The organism is Amycolatopsis sp. TRM77291 (genome assembly GCF_054166285.1).
The window spans coordinates 8,146,488-8,162,766 of the sequence record NZ_JBSZHF010000001.1; the positions used below are offsets into that span (position 1 = coordinate 8,146,488).

Annotated in this window: 17 protein-coding genes and 1 pseudogene (1 of these 18 running past the window's edge); 11 read left to right on the forward strand and 7 right to left on the reverse strand. The window is 69.0% G+C overall.

The annotated features are described in order from the left end of the window. Positions 1 to 30: 30 nt before the first annotated feature. Positions 31 to 1,668, reverse strand: coding sequence for a long-chain fatty acid--CoA ligase (locus ACXIZN_RS38220; RefSeq protein ID WP_457959675.1), 1,638 nt, complete (start codon positions 1,666 to 1,668; stop codon positions 31 to 33). Between the two features lie 451 nt (positions 1,669 to 2,119). On the opposite strand from ACXIZN_RS38220, the gene mihF reads away from it, so the two are divergent. Then, entirely contained in the window at positions 2,120 to 2,431 is a 312-nt protein-coding gene (mihF, locus tag ACXIZN_RS38225; protein WP_005155963.1) for an integration host factor, actinobacterial type, read from the forward strand. Between the two features lie 229 nt (positions 2,432 to 2,660). Further along, the gene (locus tag ACXIZN_RS38230; protein ID WP_457959676.1) at positions 2,661 to 3,809 is read left to right on the forward strand and encodes an isochorismate synthase; all 1,149 of its coding nucleotides are present in this window, start codon (positions 2,661 to 2,663) and stop codon (positions 3,807 to 3,809) included. Between the two features lie 221 nt (positions 3,810 to 4,030). Here ACXIZN_RS38230 and ACXIZN_RS38235 read toward each other — a convergent pair whose 3' ends face one another. Then, positions 4,031 to 4,720 (reverse strand): 4'-phosphopantetheinyl transferase family protein, encoded by a 690-nt coding sequence (locus ACXIZN_RS38235; RefSeq protein ID WP_457959677.1) that lies wholly within the window; start codon positions 4,718 to 4,720, stop codon positions 4,031 to 4,033. Next, complete coding sequence (locus ACXIZN_RS38240) at positions 4,717 to 6,057, reverse strand: cation:dicarboxylate symporter family transporter (protein WP_457959678.1); 1,341 nt, start codon at positions 6,055 to 6,057, stop codon at positions 4,717 to 4,719. Before ACXIZN_RS38240 ends, ACXIZN_RS38235 begins: the two co-directional genes overlap by 4 nt. A gap of 137 nt (positions 6,058 to 6,194) precedes the next feature. On the opposite strand from ACXIZN_RS38240, the gene ACXIZN_RS38245 reads away from it, so the two are divergent. Then, on the forward strand, positions 6,195 to 7,364 hold the full coding sequence (locus ACXIZN_RS38245) for an acyl-CoA dehydrogenase family protein (RefSeq protein WP_126730569.1): 1,170 nt from the start codon (positions 6,195 to 6,197) through the stop codon (positions 7,362 to 7,364). Between the two features lie 72 nt (positions 7,365 to 7,436). Here ACXIZN_RS38245 and ACXIZN_RS38250 read toward each other — a convergent pair whose 3' ends face one another. Genes ACXIZN_RS38250 through ACXIZN_RS38265 form a run of 4 tightly spaced genes read right to left on the reverse strand, consistent with a single transcriptional unit; the run spans position 7,437 to position 10,741 of the window. Then, positions 7,437 to 7,766 carry a hypothetical protein gene (locus ACXIZN_RS38250; RefSeq protein ID WP_126730571.1) on the reverse strand — a complete coding sequence of 110 codons (330 nt, stop codon included), beginning with the start codon at positions 7,764 to 7,766 and terminating at the stop codon, positions 7,437 to 7,439. A gap of 58 nt (positions 7,767 to 7,824) precedes the next feature. Then, the gene (locus ACXIZN_RS38255) at positions 7,825 to 8,466 is read right to left on the reverse strand and encodes a TetR/AcrR family transcriptional regulator (protein WP_457959679.1); all 642 of its coding nucleotides are present in this window, start codon (positions 8,464 to 8,466) and stop codon (positions 7,825 to 7,827) included. Beyond that, positions 8,457 to 10,001, reverse strand: a complete 1,545-nt coding sequence (locus tag ACXIZN_RS38260) for an ATP-dependent acyl-CoA ligase (RefSeq protein ID WP_457959680.1) — start codon at positions 9,999 to 10,001, stop codon at positions 8,457 to 8,459. The genes ACXIZN_RS38255 and ACXIZN_RS38260 overlap by 10 nt, the downstream gene beginning before the upstream one ends. Further along, complete coding sequence (locus tag ACXIZN_RS38265) at positions 9,998 to 10,741, reverse strand: enoyl-CoA hydratase/isomerase family protein (RefSeq protein WP_457959681.1); 744 nt, start codon at positions 10,739 to 10,741, stop codon at positions 9,998 to 10,000. Before ACXIZN_RS38265 ends, ACXIZN_RS38260 begins: the two co-directional genes overlap by 4 nt. Positions 10,742 to 10,788: 47 nt before the next feature. On the opposite strand from ACXIZN_RS38265, the gene ACXIZN_RS38270 reads away from it, so the two are divergent. The 8 genes and pseudogenes from ACXIZN_RS38270 to ACXIZN_RS38305 all read left to right on the forward strand — a co-directional run. Further along, positions 10,789 to 12,378, forward strand: coding sequence for an amidohydrolase (locus ACXIZN_RS38270; protein ID WP_457959682.1), 1,590 nt, complete (start codon positions 10,789 to 10,791; stop codon positions 12,376 to 12,378). Positions 12,379 to 12,383: 5 nt separating this feature from the next. Further along, positions 12,384 to 12,833, forward strand: a complete 450-nt coding sequence (locus ACXIZN_RS38275; RefSeq protein ID WP_457959683.1) for an N-acetyltransferase family protein — start codon at positions 12,384 to 12,386, stop codon at positions 12,831 to 12,833. A gap of 35 nt (positions 12,834 to 12,868) precedes the next feature. Further along, entirely contained in the window at positions 12,869 to 13,552 is a 684-nt protein-coding gene (locus ACXIZN_RS38280) for a metal-dependent transcriptional regulator (protein ID WP_192743702.1), read from the forward strand. A 168-nt stretch (positions 13,553 to 13,720) separates the two neighbouring features. Continuing rightward, positions 13,721 to 14,101 (forward strand): transcriptional regulator, encoded by a 381-nt coding sequence (locus ACXIZN_RS38285; RefSeq protein WP_192744139.1) that lies wholly within the window; start codon positions 13,721 to 13,723, stop codon positions 14,099 to 14,101. A 9-nt stretch (positions 14,102 to 14,110) separates the two neighbouring features. Beyond that, on the forward strand, positions 14,111 to 15,169 hold the full coding sequence (locus ACXIZN_RS38290; protein ID WP_457959684.1) for an alcohol dehydrogenase catalytic domain-containing protein: 1,059 nt from the start codon (positions 14,111 to 14,113) through the stop codon (positions 15,167 to 15,169). A gap of 95 nt (positions 15,170 to 15,264) precedes the next feature. Further along, the gene (locus tag ACXIZN_RS38295; RefSeq protein WP_321183062.1) at positions 15,265 to 15,393 is read left to right on the forward strand and encodes a hypothetical protein; all 129 of its coding nucleotides are present in this window, start codon (positions 15,265 to 15,267) and stop codon (positions 15,391 to 15,393) included. After that, the gene (locus tag ACXIZN_RS38300) at positions 15,381 to 16,010 is read left to right on the forward strand and encodes an alpha-ketoglutarate-dependent dioxygenase AlkB family protein (protein ID WP_457959685.1); all 630 of its coding nucleotides are present in this window, start codon (positions 15,381 to 15,383) and stop codon (positions 16,008 to 16,010) included. Before ACXIZN_RS38295 ends, ACXIZN_RS38300 begins: the two co-directional genes overlap by 13 nt. Positions 16,011 to 16,272: 262 nt before the next feature. Beyond that, a pseudogene (locus ACXIZN_RS38305) lies at positions 16,273 to 16,279 on the forward strand (HNH endonuclease signature motif containing protein) (its annotated part continues 158 nt past the right edge of the window); the annotation flags it as partial.

The window sequence follows — 16,279 nt, forward strand, 5'->3', positions numbered from 1 at the left end:
GGAAGGGCAGGCGCGCGGGAGATTAACCCGTTAGAGCTGACTGATGTCGAGTTTGCCTTCGGAGTGGAACGCGCGCAGCCGCTTCTTGTCGAACTTGCCGACACTGGTCTTCGGGACTTCGTCCACAAAGGTCCAATTCTCCGGCAGCTGCCACTTCGCGACCTTGTCCGACAAGAACTCGCGCAGTTCCTCGGCCGTGGCGCTCTGGCCCTCCTTGAGTACGACGGCGACCAGCGGGCGCTCGTCCCACTTCTCGTCGGGGATGCCGACCACGGCCGCCTCGGCCACCGCGGGATGCGCCATCACCTGGTTCTCCAGATCCACCGAGGAGATCCACTCGCCGCCGGACTTGATGACGTCCTTCGCGCGGTCGGTCAGCGTGAGATAGCCGTCCGGGCTGATCTTGCCGACGTCGCCGGTGCGCAGCCAGCCGTCGTGGAACTTCTCCGGGTCGGGCTCGTCACCGGTCGTGCCGCCGTAGTACGACGCCGCGATCCACGGGCCCTGCACCTCGAGCTCGCCGACGCTTTCGTTGTCCCACGGCAGTTCCTCGCCGTTGTCGCCGATCAGCCTGGCGCTGACGGACGCCGGGAAACGGCCCTGGGTGTAGCGGTACTCCCACGCCTTCTCACCGGTCGCGGCCGCGGGCGGACGAGCGACGCTGCCCAGCGGCGAAGTCTCGGTCATGCCCCAGGCGTGCAGGATCGGCACGTCGTAGCGGTCCTCGAAGGCGTGCATCAGCGACGGCGGCGCCGCGGATCCGCCGACGACGACCTCGCGCAGATGCGAGATGTCCTGCGGGTTCGCGTCGAGGTGGGAGAGCAGGCCCTGCCAGATCGTCGGGACGGCGCCGGCGAAGGTCGGCTTCTCGGCCTCGAGCATCTGGGCGATGGGCGCGGGCTGGAGGAAGCGGTCCGGCATGAGCAGCGAGGCGCCGACCATCATCGCCGCGTACGGCATGCCCCACGCCATCGCGTGGAACATCGGGACGATCGCGAGGGCCTTGTCGTGCTGGGCCAGCCGCATGCTGTCGGACATCGTGACCTGCATGGAGTGCAGCCAGATCGACCGGTGGGAGTACGCCACGCCCTTCGGGTCACCCGTGGTGCCCGAGGTGTAGCACATCGCGGCGGCCGAGCGCTCGTCCACCTCGGGCCAGTCGAAGGTGTCCGGCTGGCCGGACAGCAGCTCGGCGTAGGAGTGCACCTGGACGCCGTCCGGAGCGGGAAGGGAGGACGCGTCGCCGTTGGCCACGATGACGTGCCGCACGGTCTTCAGCTCGGGCAGCTGCTTGGCCAGCAGCGGGACCAGCGTGCCGTCGACGATGACGACCTGGTCCTCGGCGTGGTTGGCGACGAACACGAGCTGCTCCGGGAAGAGCCGGATGTTCAGCGTGTGCAGCACCGCGCCCATGGCCGGGATGGCCAGGTACGCGGCCATGTGCTCGGCGTTGTTCCACATGAAGGTGCCGACGCGCTGGTCGCCGGTGATACCGAGGCTGCGGAGGGCGTTGGCCAGGCGAGCGGCGTGCTTGCCGAGTTCGCCGAAGGTCTCGCGGCGGGCTTCTGAACCGGTCCAGGTGATGACTTCGCTCTCGGAGTGCACCTTGGTGCCGTGGCGGAGGAGCCTGCCCAGTGACAGCTGCCCGTCCTGCATCGTGCTCAACATCGCGTACTCCCGTGGTGCTCGTTCTCCGGTGAACTGGGGTTGCGCCGACTCTAATCCGGGAGGGGTGAACCGGTCAGTAACATCGCAGGCAACCGTTCGGTCACAGTGTCGCGCTAACGGGTGGCCGCCGGTTCACGGCAAGATCATCAATAATTCGTATTTTTCGCGCCATGAAACGAAAAATGGCTGACTGAGCGAAGTGATGACATCGCTCATAAGGGTGATGAACGCCGGCAAAACGCGCCCCCGACGGGGTGTTTCCGCAGGCTGGGGCGGGTTGCCCGCGGCGTGGTCGAGGGGTAATAAGTGCGTGTCGGTTTCACGGCCGAGGAACGGGTGGCGTTTACTGGAGCCGTGGTACAGAGACGGCTGGCCAGCGCTTGCTCTCGCAAGCATGGTTTAAAGGCCGTCGGCCGCGAAAGCGGAGACCTGAGATGAAAGGACTACTACGTTGGCTCTGCCCACGTTGACTCCGGAGCAGCGCGCCGATGCCCTCGCCAAGGCGGCTGAGGCTCGCAAAGCGCGCTCCGAGCTGCTTGCGTCGATCAAGTCCGGCAAGGAGAGCATCGACAAGGTGCTCAAGCAGGCCAAGGAGAACAAGACCATCGGCAAGACGAAGGTCACGCAGCTGCTGAAGGCCGTGCCCGGCCTGGGCGCGGTCAAGGTCGCCGCCCTGCTGGAGCAGGCCGGGATCGACCCGGACCGGCGTGCCGCCGGCCTGGGCGAGCGGCAGCGCGAGGCCCTTCTCGAGGCGCTGAAGTAACGCCGGGCGCGTCTCTCTTGGCCGGAGGCCTCGGATTTGCGGAGGCGGGCCGCCGACATGGCTGGGTGAGTGACAGCCGTTGCCGCGGCCCGGCTACGGAAATCCGGCAGCGCGCTTTTGAGAGACACCGCCCAGGTCACGGGCTGTCCGGGGGAAGGTGTTGCCTGAGAGGCTGTTGCCCGGGCAACACTTTCCCCTGGTCTCAGCCGGAGCCTGGGACGCTGGTGGGGTGACGACCAGTACCGCACCGGCGACCCCGGCAGACCTGGCCGCCCGCTACGAGCGGGGCGACTTCCTCCTGGCCACGGCACGGCACGCGCTCCTCGCGAGCGGCGTCGTGGCCACCGCGACCGACACCGAGCCGTCGCGGCTGTCCGGGATGCTCCCCGGGCTGTTCACCGACTCGGGTGCCTCGATCGCGGTCGGCGCGCTGCCCTTCGACACCAGCGGCACCACGTCGACACCGGGGCATCTGGTGCTCCCGCGCGCGGTCCACCGCGCGTCGTCCGATCACGCGGCCGTCCCGCCGCGGACCGCGCTCCCGCAGCCGGTCAAGGTCACCCCCGTGCCCGAACCGGAGGCGCATCTGGCCGCCGTCCGCGCGGCCGTTTCGGCGCTGAGCGACCGTGACCTGCGCAAGGTCGTCCTGGCCCGCGCGCTCGATCTCGACTTCGACGAGGCCGTCCCGGCCGCCGCGGTGGTCCGGAACCTGGCGAACGGCAACCCCCGGCACACCACGTACGCCGCGCAGCTGCCCGGCGGGCGCACGCTCGTCGGCGCCACTCCCGAACTCCTGCTCTCCCGCACCGGCGGCGCCGTCGTTTCCCGGCCGCATGCCGGGTCGATGCCCCGGTCGGCGGACCCGGTGATCGACAAGGCGAATGGTGAGGCGCTGCTGGCGTCCGAAAAGGACCACGTCGAGCACGCCGTCGTGGTCGAGTCCGTCGTCGAGATCCTGCGGCCGTTCTGCCGCACGCTCGACGTCCGCGGCCCGGAGCTCGTCTCCACGCCGGCGATCTGGCACCTCTCGACCACCGTCACGGGTGAACTGATCGACCAGGACGTCACCGCGCTGGACCTCGCCGCCGCCCTGCATCCCACGCCGGCGATCTGCGGCACGCCGACCGACGCCGCGCGGTCGCTGGTCCAGGAGCTGGAGCCGTTCGATCGCGAGTACTACGCGGGCGCCGTCGGCTGGGTCGACGCGGTCGGGGACGGCGAATGGGCCGTCGGGATCCGGTGCGCGGAGATCGCCGGCACCTCGATGCGGCTGTACGCCGGCGGCGGCATCGTGCCCGCCTCCGACCCCCGGACCGAACTCGACGAGACCTCGGCGAAGTTCCGCACCCTGCTCGCCGCGATGGGCCTGGAGATCTGACGCGTTTCGTCCTCTGGATGCGGTACTTGCGCGTGCAACTACCGCATCCAGAGGACGAAACGCGGGAGGGTCAGAGGGGCGTGAAGTCTTCGGTGACCGAGATGTCGTCCGAGGTGATCAGCGCGACGGCGGCCCGGTAGCCCTCGGCCGCCTTCAGGTNTCCTCTGGATGCGGTACTTGCGCGTGCAACTACCGCATCCAGAGGACGAAACGCGGGAGGGTCAGAGGGGCGTGAAGTCTTCGGTGACCGAGATGTCGTCCGAGGTGATCAGCGCGACGGCGGCCCGGTAGCCCTCGGCCGCCTTCAGGTCCGCGAGGCGGGTCCGGGCCGGGTCGAGGGCGTCGTGGGTCGACCGCACCAGCCGCGCCTGCTCGTCGTAGCCGGAGAACGTGATGCTCTGCAGCGGGATCTTGAGGCCCTTCCCGGTGGCCTTCATGACCGCTTCCTTGCGTGTCCAGTAGGTGAAGAACGCCGTCGTGCGCTCGTCGTCGGACAGCCCGGCGATCGCGGCCAGCTCGGCGGGGGTCAGCGCGTACTCCATCAGCGAGTCCTCGGCGCGCCTGGTGGCCGTCTCGACGTCGAGGCCGACCGGCGTCCCCGCGGTGGCCGCGACGCCGATGAGGTCGCCGGAATGGGAGATCGACAGCATCAGCGGCGCGCCGGGGACCCTGGGCCGTCCGTGCGGTTTGCCGCAGTCGTCACAGGTCGCGTCGAAGCCCACGTCCTCGACGGCCATGCCGAGCCGCTCGGCGGCGACCGTCTTCGCCAGCACGCGGCCGGTCAGGAACCGGCGTTTGTCGATGTCCTGGCGGTAGTTCCCGTACCGGCCCTGCTCCAGCTCATCGAGCAGGGCCAGGAACCGGGGTTCGGCGGGAAGGGGCTCCGACCAGCGGACCGCGCATTCGATCACGTCTCCTTTCTACCTGATCCCGCACTGGCATCACTCCCGTTTTCGTCGAGCAGCGTCGCCTCGTCGAACGGCGATCGGCCGTCCAGCGTCCGGTCCAGCTGCTCGCGGTCGATCTCGTTGGTCCAGGTGCCGATCAGCACGGTCGCGACGGCGTTGCCCGCGAAGTTCGTCAGCGCCCGGGCCTCGGACATGAACCGGTCGATTCCGACGATGAACCCGACGCCGTCCACCAGCTCCGGCCGGTGCGAGGACAGCCCGCCCGCCAGCGTCGCCAGTCCCGCGCCGGTGACCCCGGCCGCGCCCTTCGACGCGATGATCATGAACACCAGCAAGGAGATCTGCTCGCCGATGCTCAGCGGTTTGTCGAGCGCGTCCGCGATGAAGATGGAGGCCATCGTCAGGTAGATCGCCGTGCCGTCGAGGTTGAACGAGTACCCCGTCGGCACGGTGATGCCGACGACCGGTTTCGAGACCCCCGCGTGCTCCATCTTCGCGATCAGCCGCGGCAGCGCCGACTCCGAAGACGACGTCGACAGGATCAGCAGGAACTCGCGGCCGAGGTAGCGCAGCAGCTTGAAGATGTTGACCCTGGCGAGCAGGCCCAGGATCAGCCCGAGCACCACGAACACGAACAACGCGCAGGTGATGTAGAAGCCGAGCATGATCACCGCGAGACTCTGCAGCGCCTTCCAGCCGGTCTCGCCGACGACGGCGGCGATCGCGCCGAACGCGCCGACCGGGGCCGCCCACATGATCATCGCCAGGATCCGGAACACGAGCCGCTGGATGTGCTCGATACCGCGGCGGATCGGCTCGCCCTTCGTGCCCAGTTTCTGCAGCGCGAACCCGGCGAGCAGCGCGACCAGGAGTGTCTGCAGCACCTCGCCTTCGGTGAACGCCGAGACCAGCGTCTCCGGGATGATCCCGAGGAGGAAGTCGACGGTGCCCTCGCTCTTGGCGATCTGGTCCTGTCCCTTTTCGGCGATCTCGGGCGTCAGGTGCAGCCCGGTGCCGGGCTGGAGGATGTTGCCGACCACCAGGCCGATGACCAGCGCGACCGTCGACATGATCAGGAAGTAGCCGAGCGCGAGCCCGCCCACGCGGCCGACCTTCGCGGCCTTCGCCACCGAGCCGACACCGAGCGCGATCGTGCAGAAGATGATCGGCGAGATCATCATCTTGATCAGGTTCACGAACCCGGTCCCGAGCGGCTTCAGTTCCTTGCCGAGGGCCGGGAACAGGATGCCGACCGCGATGCCGAGCGCCACCGCCACGATGACGGCGATGTACAGGTAATGGGTGCGATCCCGCTTCGCCGCGGGTGCTTCCGTGCTCATGGGTGCCCTTCGACGGGATGGGGACAGGTTGCGAAAACTTATGACAACTCCTCGGCGAACGACAACCGAAGCGGTACCCTGGACTAAGCGAGCGCTTAGTCAGCGCTAGGTCACTGTCGAACAGGAGCGGGCTGACCATGGATTTCTCTCTGAGCGTCGAGGAACGCGAGGTGCGCGACTGGGTCCGCACGTTCGTCCAGCGCGACCTCATGCCGCGTGAGCAGGAGGTGCTGCGCCGCGAACGTGCCGGTCAGCCCGGCCTGACCGCCGACGAGCTGCGCGAACTGCAGCTGAAGGCCAAGGAATCCGGCTTCTGGGGGGTCCAGACGCCCGAGGAGTACGGCGGCATGGGTCTGTCCGCGGTGATGACCGCGCTGCTGGAGGCCGAGCTCGGCCGCACCTTCGTGCCGTTCCGCTTCGGCGGCAGCGCGGACAACATCCTGTACTACGCCAACGACGAGCAGAAGGAGCGCTACCTGCTCCCGACGATCTCGGGCGAACGCAAGTCGTGCTTCGCGATCACCGAACCCGGCGCGGGTTCGGACGCGAAGGCCATCCGGACCTCCGCCCGCAAGGACGGCACCGACTGGGTCATCAACGGCGAGAAGACCTTCATCACCGGCGGCAACGAGGCCGACTTCGTGATGGTCTTCGCGATCACCGACCCGGAGAAGGGCGCGAACGGCGGCGTCACCTGTTTCCTCGTCGACCGCGACGCCGGCTGGAAGTCCGAATACATCGATACCATGGGCGAATGGGGCCCGGCGTCGCTGGTCTTCGAGGACGTCCGCGTGCCGGAGACGCAGATCCTCGGTGAGCTCGGCCACGGTTTCGACCTGGCGATGCAGTGGATCGGCGCCGGCCGCTACCTGCTGCCCGCGCGCGCCATCGGCTCCTGTGAACGGCTGATCTCCATGGCCATCGAGCACGCGAACACGCGGGAGACGTTCGGGCAGAAGATCGCCGAGCGCCAGGCCATCCAGTGGATGATCGCGGATTCCGGCACCGAACTGGAGGCCCTGCGCTGGCTGGTGCTGCACGCCGCCTGGCAGGTCGACCAGAAGCTGGACTCGCGGCACGCGCAGTCGATGGCGAAGCTGTACGGCGGCGTGAAGGCGAACGAGATCGTCGACCGGGTCCTGCAGATCCACGGCGGGATGGGCTACACGCGGGAACTGCCGGTCGAGCGGTGGTACCGCGAACTGCGGCTGCTGCGGATCTACGAGGGCACCGACGAGATCCAGCGCCGGACCATCGCGCGCAACCTGCTCAAGGGGCACGTCAAGGTCGGCGGCACCTTGGGCTGAGCCTGCCGGACATGCCGTGAAGGCCTCCTTCCCTACGCTCAAGGTAGGGAAGGAGGCCTTCACGGACTTTCTCTAGTCTTCCTTCTGGTTCCGCATCGCGATCGGGACCCCGGCCAGGTCCTCCTCGTTGCAGAGAAGTTTCACGTCGTAGTACGGCGAACCCTTGCGGTCGTCGTAGTCGAGATGGACGGCCAGCACGTCGACCGGTTCCCCGAGCCACTCCTGAGCCTGGCGTAGCCATGTCGCGCACCGTTCGAGGGCCGTCGGCAGGTCGTCGTCCCGGAATCCCACCGGGCGGTAGGGGACGTCCTGCACCTGATCACGGGGGTTCGAAGGTACCGGCAACGCCGGCGAGAGACCCGAGTCGTCCAGTTCGAGTTGGATCGTTTGCTCCTCAGTCACCCTTTGAGCGTCCCCCAGAGAAGCCGTCTGAGCAAGGCGTACGGGGTATGAGTCGCCGCTAAACGGGCACTCGCCACACTCCCGAGACCACTTCACGGCAGTTTTGCAGCGCGTCGACCTCCAGCCTGCCTTCACAAGCGAGCGCCCGCAGCGCCAGTTCCGCGTAATGCGCGGCCAGCTGATCCAGCGTGAGCGGGCCCGCGGGCGAATACCAGCGCGCGACACCGCTGCACATCTCCACCAGTGCCAGCCGGGTGACCGAAGGCTGGTCGGTGTGGAAGACGCCCGCCTTCACACCGTCCTCGATGGCGTCCGCCCACAGCCTTTCGTAGGCGTCGCGCAGCCCCACCACCTCGGCCCTGGCGCCGGGGGTGAGCGCGTGGACCTCGTTGTCCACCACGCGGGTGTCATCCGGTTGGATGGCGTGCGCGAGTACGTGCAGCGCCACCAGGGAGCCGAGCCGTGACACGGGATCGGCGAGCCCGGCGGTCGCCCGTTCGGCCGCGTCGAGCAGGCGCCGCAGCGACTCGTTCATGATGGCGACCAGCAGATCCTCTTTGGTGCCCATGTAGTGGTACAGGCTGGCGGACGACAGCTCCGCCTCCTGCGCCAGATCCCGGATGCCGGTGCCGTGGAACCCCTTGGCGGCGAACAGTTTCACCGCCGCCTGGCGGACCCGGTCGCGGGTGTTCACAACCATTCCTCGGTGGTCCTGTCCCAGGAACCGGCGCGCAGGCCGCCCGCCTTCTTGAGCTCGCCCTTCGCGACCCGTTCCGACGGTGTCATCGGCAGTTCCGTCACGATGACCCAGAAGCGGGGAACCTTGAAGTAGGCCAGTTTCGCCGAGCAGAACTCCGCCAGTTCGGCCGGTTCGCACCGGTGTCCCTCGTTTTCGTCGAGGACGATGTACGCCTTGACCTCCTCACCGCGGATGTCGTCCGGCACCGCGATGACAGCGGCGAGCTTGACCGCGGGATGCAGTTGCAGTGCCCGTTCGACCTCGTCCGCGGAGATGTTCTCGCCGCTGCGGCGGATCATGTCCTTCGTGCGGCCCACGTAGTACACACGGCCTTCGCCGTCCATTGTGGCCAGGTCGCCGGTGTGGAACCAGCCGCCGTCGAACGCGCGCCTGGTCGCTTCGGGATCGTCGTGGTAGCCGTGCATCAGGCCGACGCCGCGGATCAGCAGCTCACCGGTTTCCCCGCGCGGCAGGGGTTTCCCGTCCTCGCCGGCGATCATCACCTCGCGGGCGGGCGTCGGCCTGCCGAGGCAGCCGGTGCCGACGGTCTCCTCGTGATCCGCCGGGTGCATCCGGATGTCGCCGCCGGTCTCGGTCATGCCGAAGGCCTCGTACCACGGCGTGCCCCAGCGTGCTTCGAGCGCGGCGTGCAGGTCGCGCGGGATCGCCGAAGCGCAGATCGCGCGGACCTGGTGTGCCTTGTCCAGCTCGCTTTCCGGCTGGCGCAGCAGGAGGGTGGGCATCAGGCCGAGGCAGTAGAACCAGGTGACGCCGTGTTCGCGGATCTTGGCCCAGAACGTCGACGGGTGGAAGCGGTCGAGCACCACCAGGGTCGCGCCGCCGGCGAGCCCCAGCGCGACGTTCCACTGTGGATCGATGTAATGGAACGGTTGCGCGGTCAGGATGACGTCGTCCGCGCCGACCGACGGGTAGTCCGTGGCCAGGCCGATCGCGAGGGTCGTCCAATACCGGTTCGGCAGTACGCAACCCTTGGGCGCGCCCGTCGTTCCCGAGGTGTACTGGATGTTGACCGGGCGCTCGGCTTCACTCGCGAAGACCGGTATGGCACCGGAGCCGGTGAGTTCGCCGGGCGTGAGCACGCGTTCCAGCGAGGTCTCCGGCGCGATCGTGTGCAGCAGCTCCAGGAATTCCTCGGCGGCGACGGCGAACCTGGCACCGGAATGCCGCAGCACATGGGCGCCGTCGAACTCGCGGTATCCGGTGTTGACCGGGACGAGGACCCCGCCGATCTTGGCCAGGGCCAGCCACAGCAACGGGAACTCGGGCTGGTTGCGCAGCATCACCGCGACCCGGTCACCCGGTTCCACGCCGAGTTCCAGCAGCGCGCGGGCGAACTCGGTGCTGCGCGCGTCGACGTCGGCGAACGTGAAGCTCTCCCCGGTGGAGTCGAAGATCCACGCCGTCCTGTCCGGCCAGAGCGCGGCGGCCCTGGTGGTCAGGCCGAGGAGGGTGTCGATTCCGGCGAGCGAGGTCATGACCGGCTCCGGAACGCCTCGGCCGAGGCGGCGACCTCGGCGGAGTGCTCGGTGATCAGCGCGTGGCTGACTTCCAGTTCGAGCGCGGCGTCGAGGGAGCTGTCGATACCGGAATCGAGGGCGCGTTTGGCCATCGTGGCCGCCGCCGCCGGATGCGCGGCGATCTTGGCCGCCCAGTCGAGGGCGGTGTCCATCAGGTCGTCGACGGGCAGGGCGGCGTTGACCAGACCGAGCCCGGCCGCCTCGGTGCCGCTCACGCGTTCGCCCAGCAGCAGGAGCTCCTTGGCCTTCAGCGGGCCGACCAGCAGCGGCAGCAACCGCGACGCCGCGCCCGTGACGCTCAGGCCGAGGGAGACCTCGGGGAAGGCGAACACCGCGTCTTCGGCGGCGAGGATCAGGTCGCAGCCCATCGCGAACTCGGCGCCCGCGCCGATCGCGTAGCCGTGGACCGCGGCGATGACGGGCTGGCGCAGCCCGCGAAGGCGGCGCGTCACGTCCTGTAGCCGGTCGAGCCGCGGGCGTGAATCCCCCGGCGGGGTGGGTTCCTTGAGGTCGTGACCGGCACAGAACGCACGTCCCCGGCCGGCCAGCACGACGGCGCGCGCGTCCGACTTGGCGGCCGCGTCGATCGCCTCCAGCAGGTCGTCGACCAGTTCGGCGACCACCGCGTTGAGCCGTTCGGGGCGGTTCAGCCAGATGACCGCGATTCCGTCGTCGAGTGCGTAGTCCACGGTGCTCATGCCGTCGAGCCTAGACGACCGATCGATCGATCGATAGAGTCGAATCCATGCGGGTCGACACGGTCTACGAGAACGCCCAGTTCCTCACCGGGACGGAGGAATCCGTAGCGCTTGCGGTACTGAACGGACGAATCGTCGCGTTGGGCGACGATGCGGCCGCACTTTCCGCGAAGCGACGCGTGGATCTCGGCGGGTCGGTGGTGGTGCCCGGATTCCACGACGCGCACAACCACATGGCCTGGTTCGGCATGGCGCTCGACGACGTGGCCCTCTCGGATTGCCGCAGCGTCGACGAGGTGTACGACGCCGTCGCGCGGCGTGCGGCCGAAACCCCTCCGGGTGGCTGGATCATCGGCAGCGGCTACGACCAGAACAAGCTGGACGGCGGTCATCCGACGCGGCAGGGGCTCGATCGCGCCGCTCCGGGGCATCTCGTGCGGCTCAAGCACACTTCCGGCCATATGACCGTGGTCAACTCCGCGGTCCTGGAGCGGCTGGACCTGGCGAACGTGCCGGTCGGCGGCGACGTCGTCCGCGACGAGGACGGTTCGCCGACCGGGTTGCTGCGCGAGCAGGCCCAGCTCCTGCTGCGGCCGCTGACCTACCCGACGCCGGTGGAACGGGTCGTCCGCGGGCTGGACAGGGCGAGCGAACGGTACCTGGCCGAGGGCATCACGAGTGTCCAGGAGGCCGGGATCGGCGGGGGCCTCGTGGGGGAGACCCCCGCCGAACTCGCCGCGTACCAGCTGGCGCGCGAACGCGGGGTGCTGCGCGTACGGAGCACGGTGATGGTCGCCGCGAGCGTGCTCCACGACCTCGACGCTGGGGCGGGCTTCGGTCTCGACCTGGGGATGCGCACCGGATTCGGCGACGAATGGCTGCGGATCGGCGCGATGAAGCTGTTCGCCGACGGATCGCTGATCGGCCGGACCTGCGCGATGCACGAGCCGTTCGCGGGCGAGCCGGACAACGTCGGCTACTTCCAGGTGCCCGAGGAGGAGATCGCCAGGACGATCGCCGCCGCGCACAAGGCCGGCTGGCAGATCGCGACGCACGCCATCGGCGACCGCGCGATCACCGTCGTCCTCGACGCCTACGAGGCCGCGCTCAAGGCCGACCCGCGGCCCGATCATCGGCACCGCATCGAGCACTGCGCGGTGCTGCGGCCCGAGGAGCTGCGGAGGCTGGCGTCGCTGGGGCTCATCGCCTCGCCACAGGGCCGGTTCGTCAACGAGATCGGCGACGGCATGCGGGCCGCGCTGGGCCCCGAGCGCGAGCCGTGGTGCTATCGGCTCAAGAGCCTGCTCGACGCGGGATGCGTGCTCCCGGCCAGCTCGGACCGCCCGGTCGTCGAGGGCGCGCCGCTGCTCGCGCTGGCCGACATGGTGCGGCGGAAGACCGCGTCCGGGGTCGTGCTGGGTCCCGACGAGCGGCTCACACCCACCGAAGCCCTGCGCGCGTACACGTACGGATCCGCGTACGCCGCTTTCGCCGAGAAGGACCTGGGCACGCTGGAGATCGGCAAGCTCGCCGACTTCGCCGTCCTCTCGGCCGACCCGGCCGACGAGTCCACTTTGGATTCGATCCACGTCGTCGCCACCGCCGTCGGCGGCGACATCGTCTACGAACGGAGCTGAGACCCATGCCGGTGCGGGACGCGGTCGCGGACGACATCGAGGAGATCTGCGCGCTCATCGAGGAGCACGCGGTCTACGAGGACAAACACGATCTGAAGCTCGACAGGCAGGAGATGGCCGGGTTCCTCTTCGGACCAGACCCGAAGGCCTGGGTGCTGCTGGCCACCCCTCCGGGTGAACCGGGCAAGATCGCGGGGTTCGCCTTCTGCAGCTGGAACTTCTCCACCTGGGAGGCCCGGCCGGGGATCTGGCTCGACGACCTCTTCGTCCGCCCGGAACACCGCCGTTTCGGCCTCGGGCGGGAGCTGCTCGACGAACTGGCCGCGCGGTCGCCCGGCCGGGTCGAATGGGACATGCAGGAGGGCAACGAGAAGGGCGAGGCGTTCTACGCCCAGCTCGGCGCCGACCCCGTCCCCGGCTGGATCCGGTACCGCTGGCGACCGCACGCTGGGTGAGTCGCAGCGGAGCGGCAAGCCGTAAACTCGCACGCATGGGTGAAGGGGCAAGCCGCAGGTCGTCGTCCGTGGAGGACTACGTCCGGGTGATCTACGGGCTGGTGGAACGCGGTGAGGCCGTCACCAACACGTCGCTGGCCGGACGGCTGGAGGTCAGCCCGTCGTCGGCGTCCGGCATGGTCACCAAGCTGTCCCAGCTCGGGCTGGTCGCGCACGTCCCGTACCGGGGGATCGAGCTGACCACCGACGGCAGGCTGCTCGCCCGCTCCGTGCTCCGCCGCCACCGGCTGATCGAGACCTACCTGGTGTCCGAACTCGGCTACACCTGGGACGAGGTCCACGCCGAGGCCGACGCGCTCGAACACGCCGTGTCGGACAGGCTCGTCGAACGGATCGCCGCGAAACTCGGCAACCCGGTACGAGACCCGCACGGCGACCCCATCCCCGCGCCCGACGGCAGCGTGGAGGAGATGCCGATGCGCATCCTCGACGACCTCCCGCCCGGCGCGGTCGGCGAGATCGTCCGCGTCTGGGACACCGATCCGGAGCTCCTGCGCTACCTCACCGAGCACTCCATCGGCCTCGGCGAGCGGATCGAGGTGGTCGAGCGCCAGCCGTTCGGCGGCCCGATGGTGGTCAAGGTCGGCTCGCCGCCGGACGCGGCGACCCACGCGATCGGCAAGGAGATCGCGCAGGCGCTGTCGGTCGCGCTGCGCTGAACCATGTCCACTGTGGACCGGTATCGGCTGGGGTGGGAATTTTCCCTACGTCTCTGCATAATTACGTCACCCGCCTGCCGCGCCGATAGGTGATCGAAGACCCTTCCGATCATGTGATCGCGCGCCTAGGCTGCGCTATTCCGGGTGGCTAGCGAGCGTACGAAGGCGATGAAGATGACCGGTCAGCGGACACACACCATCGACCGGGGGGTGGCGGAAGGACGTGAACTCAGGCGGCTGCTGGAGACGGGGCCGTTCGCGGACGCCCTCAGGGCGGCGATCAGGGCGCGGGGCCTCGGTCTCGATCGGATCCGGTACCGGCTCAGGGGGCGGGGGTGCTCGGTCAGTCTCGCGACGCTGAGCCACTGGCAGTCCGGCCGGTGCCGTCCGGAACGGCCGGAATCCCTGCTGGTGCTGAAGAATCTCGAGGAGGTGCTCGGGGTTCCGCCGGAGTCCCTGTCGCGGCTTCTGGGACCGCCGCGAGGGCGGGCGGCCCGGTGTACGGTGCCCGGCGAGGGCATGGTCATGCCGAGAAACCGGGACACTTAAGGAGCGCGAGTGCGGGCGGTCGTCTTCGAGGAGTTCGGGGTGCTGCCCGAGGTACGCGAGGTGCCGGATCCGGTCGCGCCGCCGGGCGGGGTGGTGATCGCCGTCGAGGCGACCGGGGTGTGCCGCAGCGACTGGCACTCCTGGCAGGGGCACGACACGTCGGTGAAGCTGCCGCACGTCGCCGGGCACGAACTCGCCGGCCGGATCGCGTCGCTCGGCGAGGGCGTGCGCGGCTGGTCGGCGGGCGACCGGGTGACGGTGCCGTTCGTCTGCGCCTGCGGCGCCTGCGCCCAGTGCGCGGCCGGTGACCAGCAGATCTGCGACCGCGAGTTCCAGCCGGGCGCGACCCACTGGGGTTCGTTCGCCGAATACGTCGCCATCGAAAACGCCGAGGTCAACCTCGTGGCCCTGCCGGACTCGCTCTCGGCGGCCGAAGCGGCGGCGCTGGGCTGCCGCTTCGGGACGGCGTTCCGGGCCGTGCTGCGCCAGGGCGGGGTCCGGCCGGGCCAGCACGTCGCGGTCTACGGCTGCGGTGGTGTCGGTGTCTCGGCGATCCTGCTGGCCGTCGCGGCCGGCGCGTCGGTCGTCGCCGTCGACCCGTCCCCGCAGGCCAGGGCGCTGGCCGTGCGGATGGGGGCTTCTTCGGCCGTCGACCCGTCCGTGTTCGAAGGTCATGAAGCCGTCGCGGCGCACGTCCGCGATCTGACCGGCGGCGGCGCGCACGTGTCACTCGACTGCCTCGGCTCGCCGACCACCTGCGCCGCCTCGATCGGCAGCCTTCGGAAGCGGGGACGGCACGTCCAAGCCGGGCTGATGCCGCCCGCGCAGGGCGTCGCGCCGATCCCGATGCACCGGGTGATCGGCGGGGAGCTGGAGATCGTCGGCATCCACGGGCTGCAAGCGCACGAGTACCCCGAGATGCTGCGGGTGGTGGAGACGGCCGGGATCGACCTCGAAAACATGATCGGCGACCGGGTCGGCCTCGACGACGTCCCCGCCGTACTCGCGGCCATGAACGACCCGGTACCCGCGCGGGCCGGGGTGACGGTGGTCGAATTCGCACGGTGACCGGGTGAACGCACTGCGGTCAACCGGCCGATCGGAGTAGTCCGAAAGGTGGCTACTTCCGGCGGTTTGTGGCAGCTTGCTTGACCGTGACAGTCATGGATGCTCCGTCCCGGCCTCGGTTCGGCCGATCCGTGCTGCTCTGGTTCGCCGCGGCGGGTGTCCTCGTGCGGGGCCACCGGATCATCGGCGCGCGTCCTGGCACACTCGACGCGTGGACGCGCTGATCCCTCGCCCGCGAACCGAAGTCGCGCCCGGTGCGGTGCATGTTCCCGACTGGCTCGGCCTCGACGAACAACGCCGTCTGGTCGAGGCGTGCCGAGGTTGGCGTGGTTACCGGCAGACGCGGTTGCCCAACGGCGGTGTCATGTCGGTGCGGACGGTCTGCCTCGGCTGGCACTGGCATCCGTACCGGTATTCGAAGGTGACCGCGGACGGCTCGCCGGTACTGCCGTTTCCTTCGTGGCTGGGCGATCTCGGGCGCCGGGCCGTCGCTGCCGCCTACGGTCCGTCGACGTACGAGCCGGACATCGCGCTGGTGAACTTCTACGACTCCGCCGCCAAAATGGGGCTGCATCAGGACAAGGACGAGGCGTCGCTGGAGCCCGTCGTGTCGTTGAGCCTGGGGGACGCTTGCGTCTTCCGGTTCGGGAACACGGTCGATCGCGGGCGGCCGTATACGGATGTGGATCTGCGGTCGGGGGATCTGTTCGTGTTCGGTGGCGAGTCGCGGCTGGCCTTCCACGGGGTGCCCCGGATCTTGCCTGGGACGGCCGATCCGGAGCTGGGGTTGGTAGGGCGGTTGAACATCACTTTGCGGGTTTCGGGACTTGAGAGTGATTGAGCGTTCTTCGCGCGCTTGAATGCGCTTCGCTGCTTTAAGACTCCTTCGCGGTTGCCATTATTCGGCAATTTCTCCGTTGGGCTGTTCGAGCTAGCGCAGGTGTTCGATTCGGAGTAATGTAGGTGTCGTGGCCAGCAACGATGCACCCCAGGGGACGTCCACCGAGTGGTGGCGCGTCGACACCGCGACGCTGCACGCCCGCAAACAAGAACTCGAAATCCTGAAGCGCCGGGCGGATGCCGAACAGAACGCGATCCTGGCGGAAATCA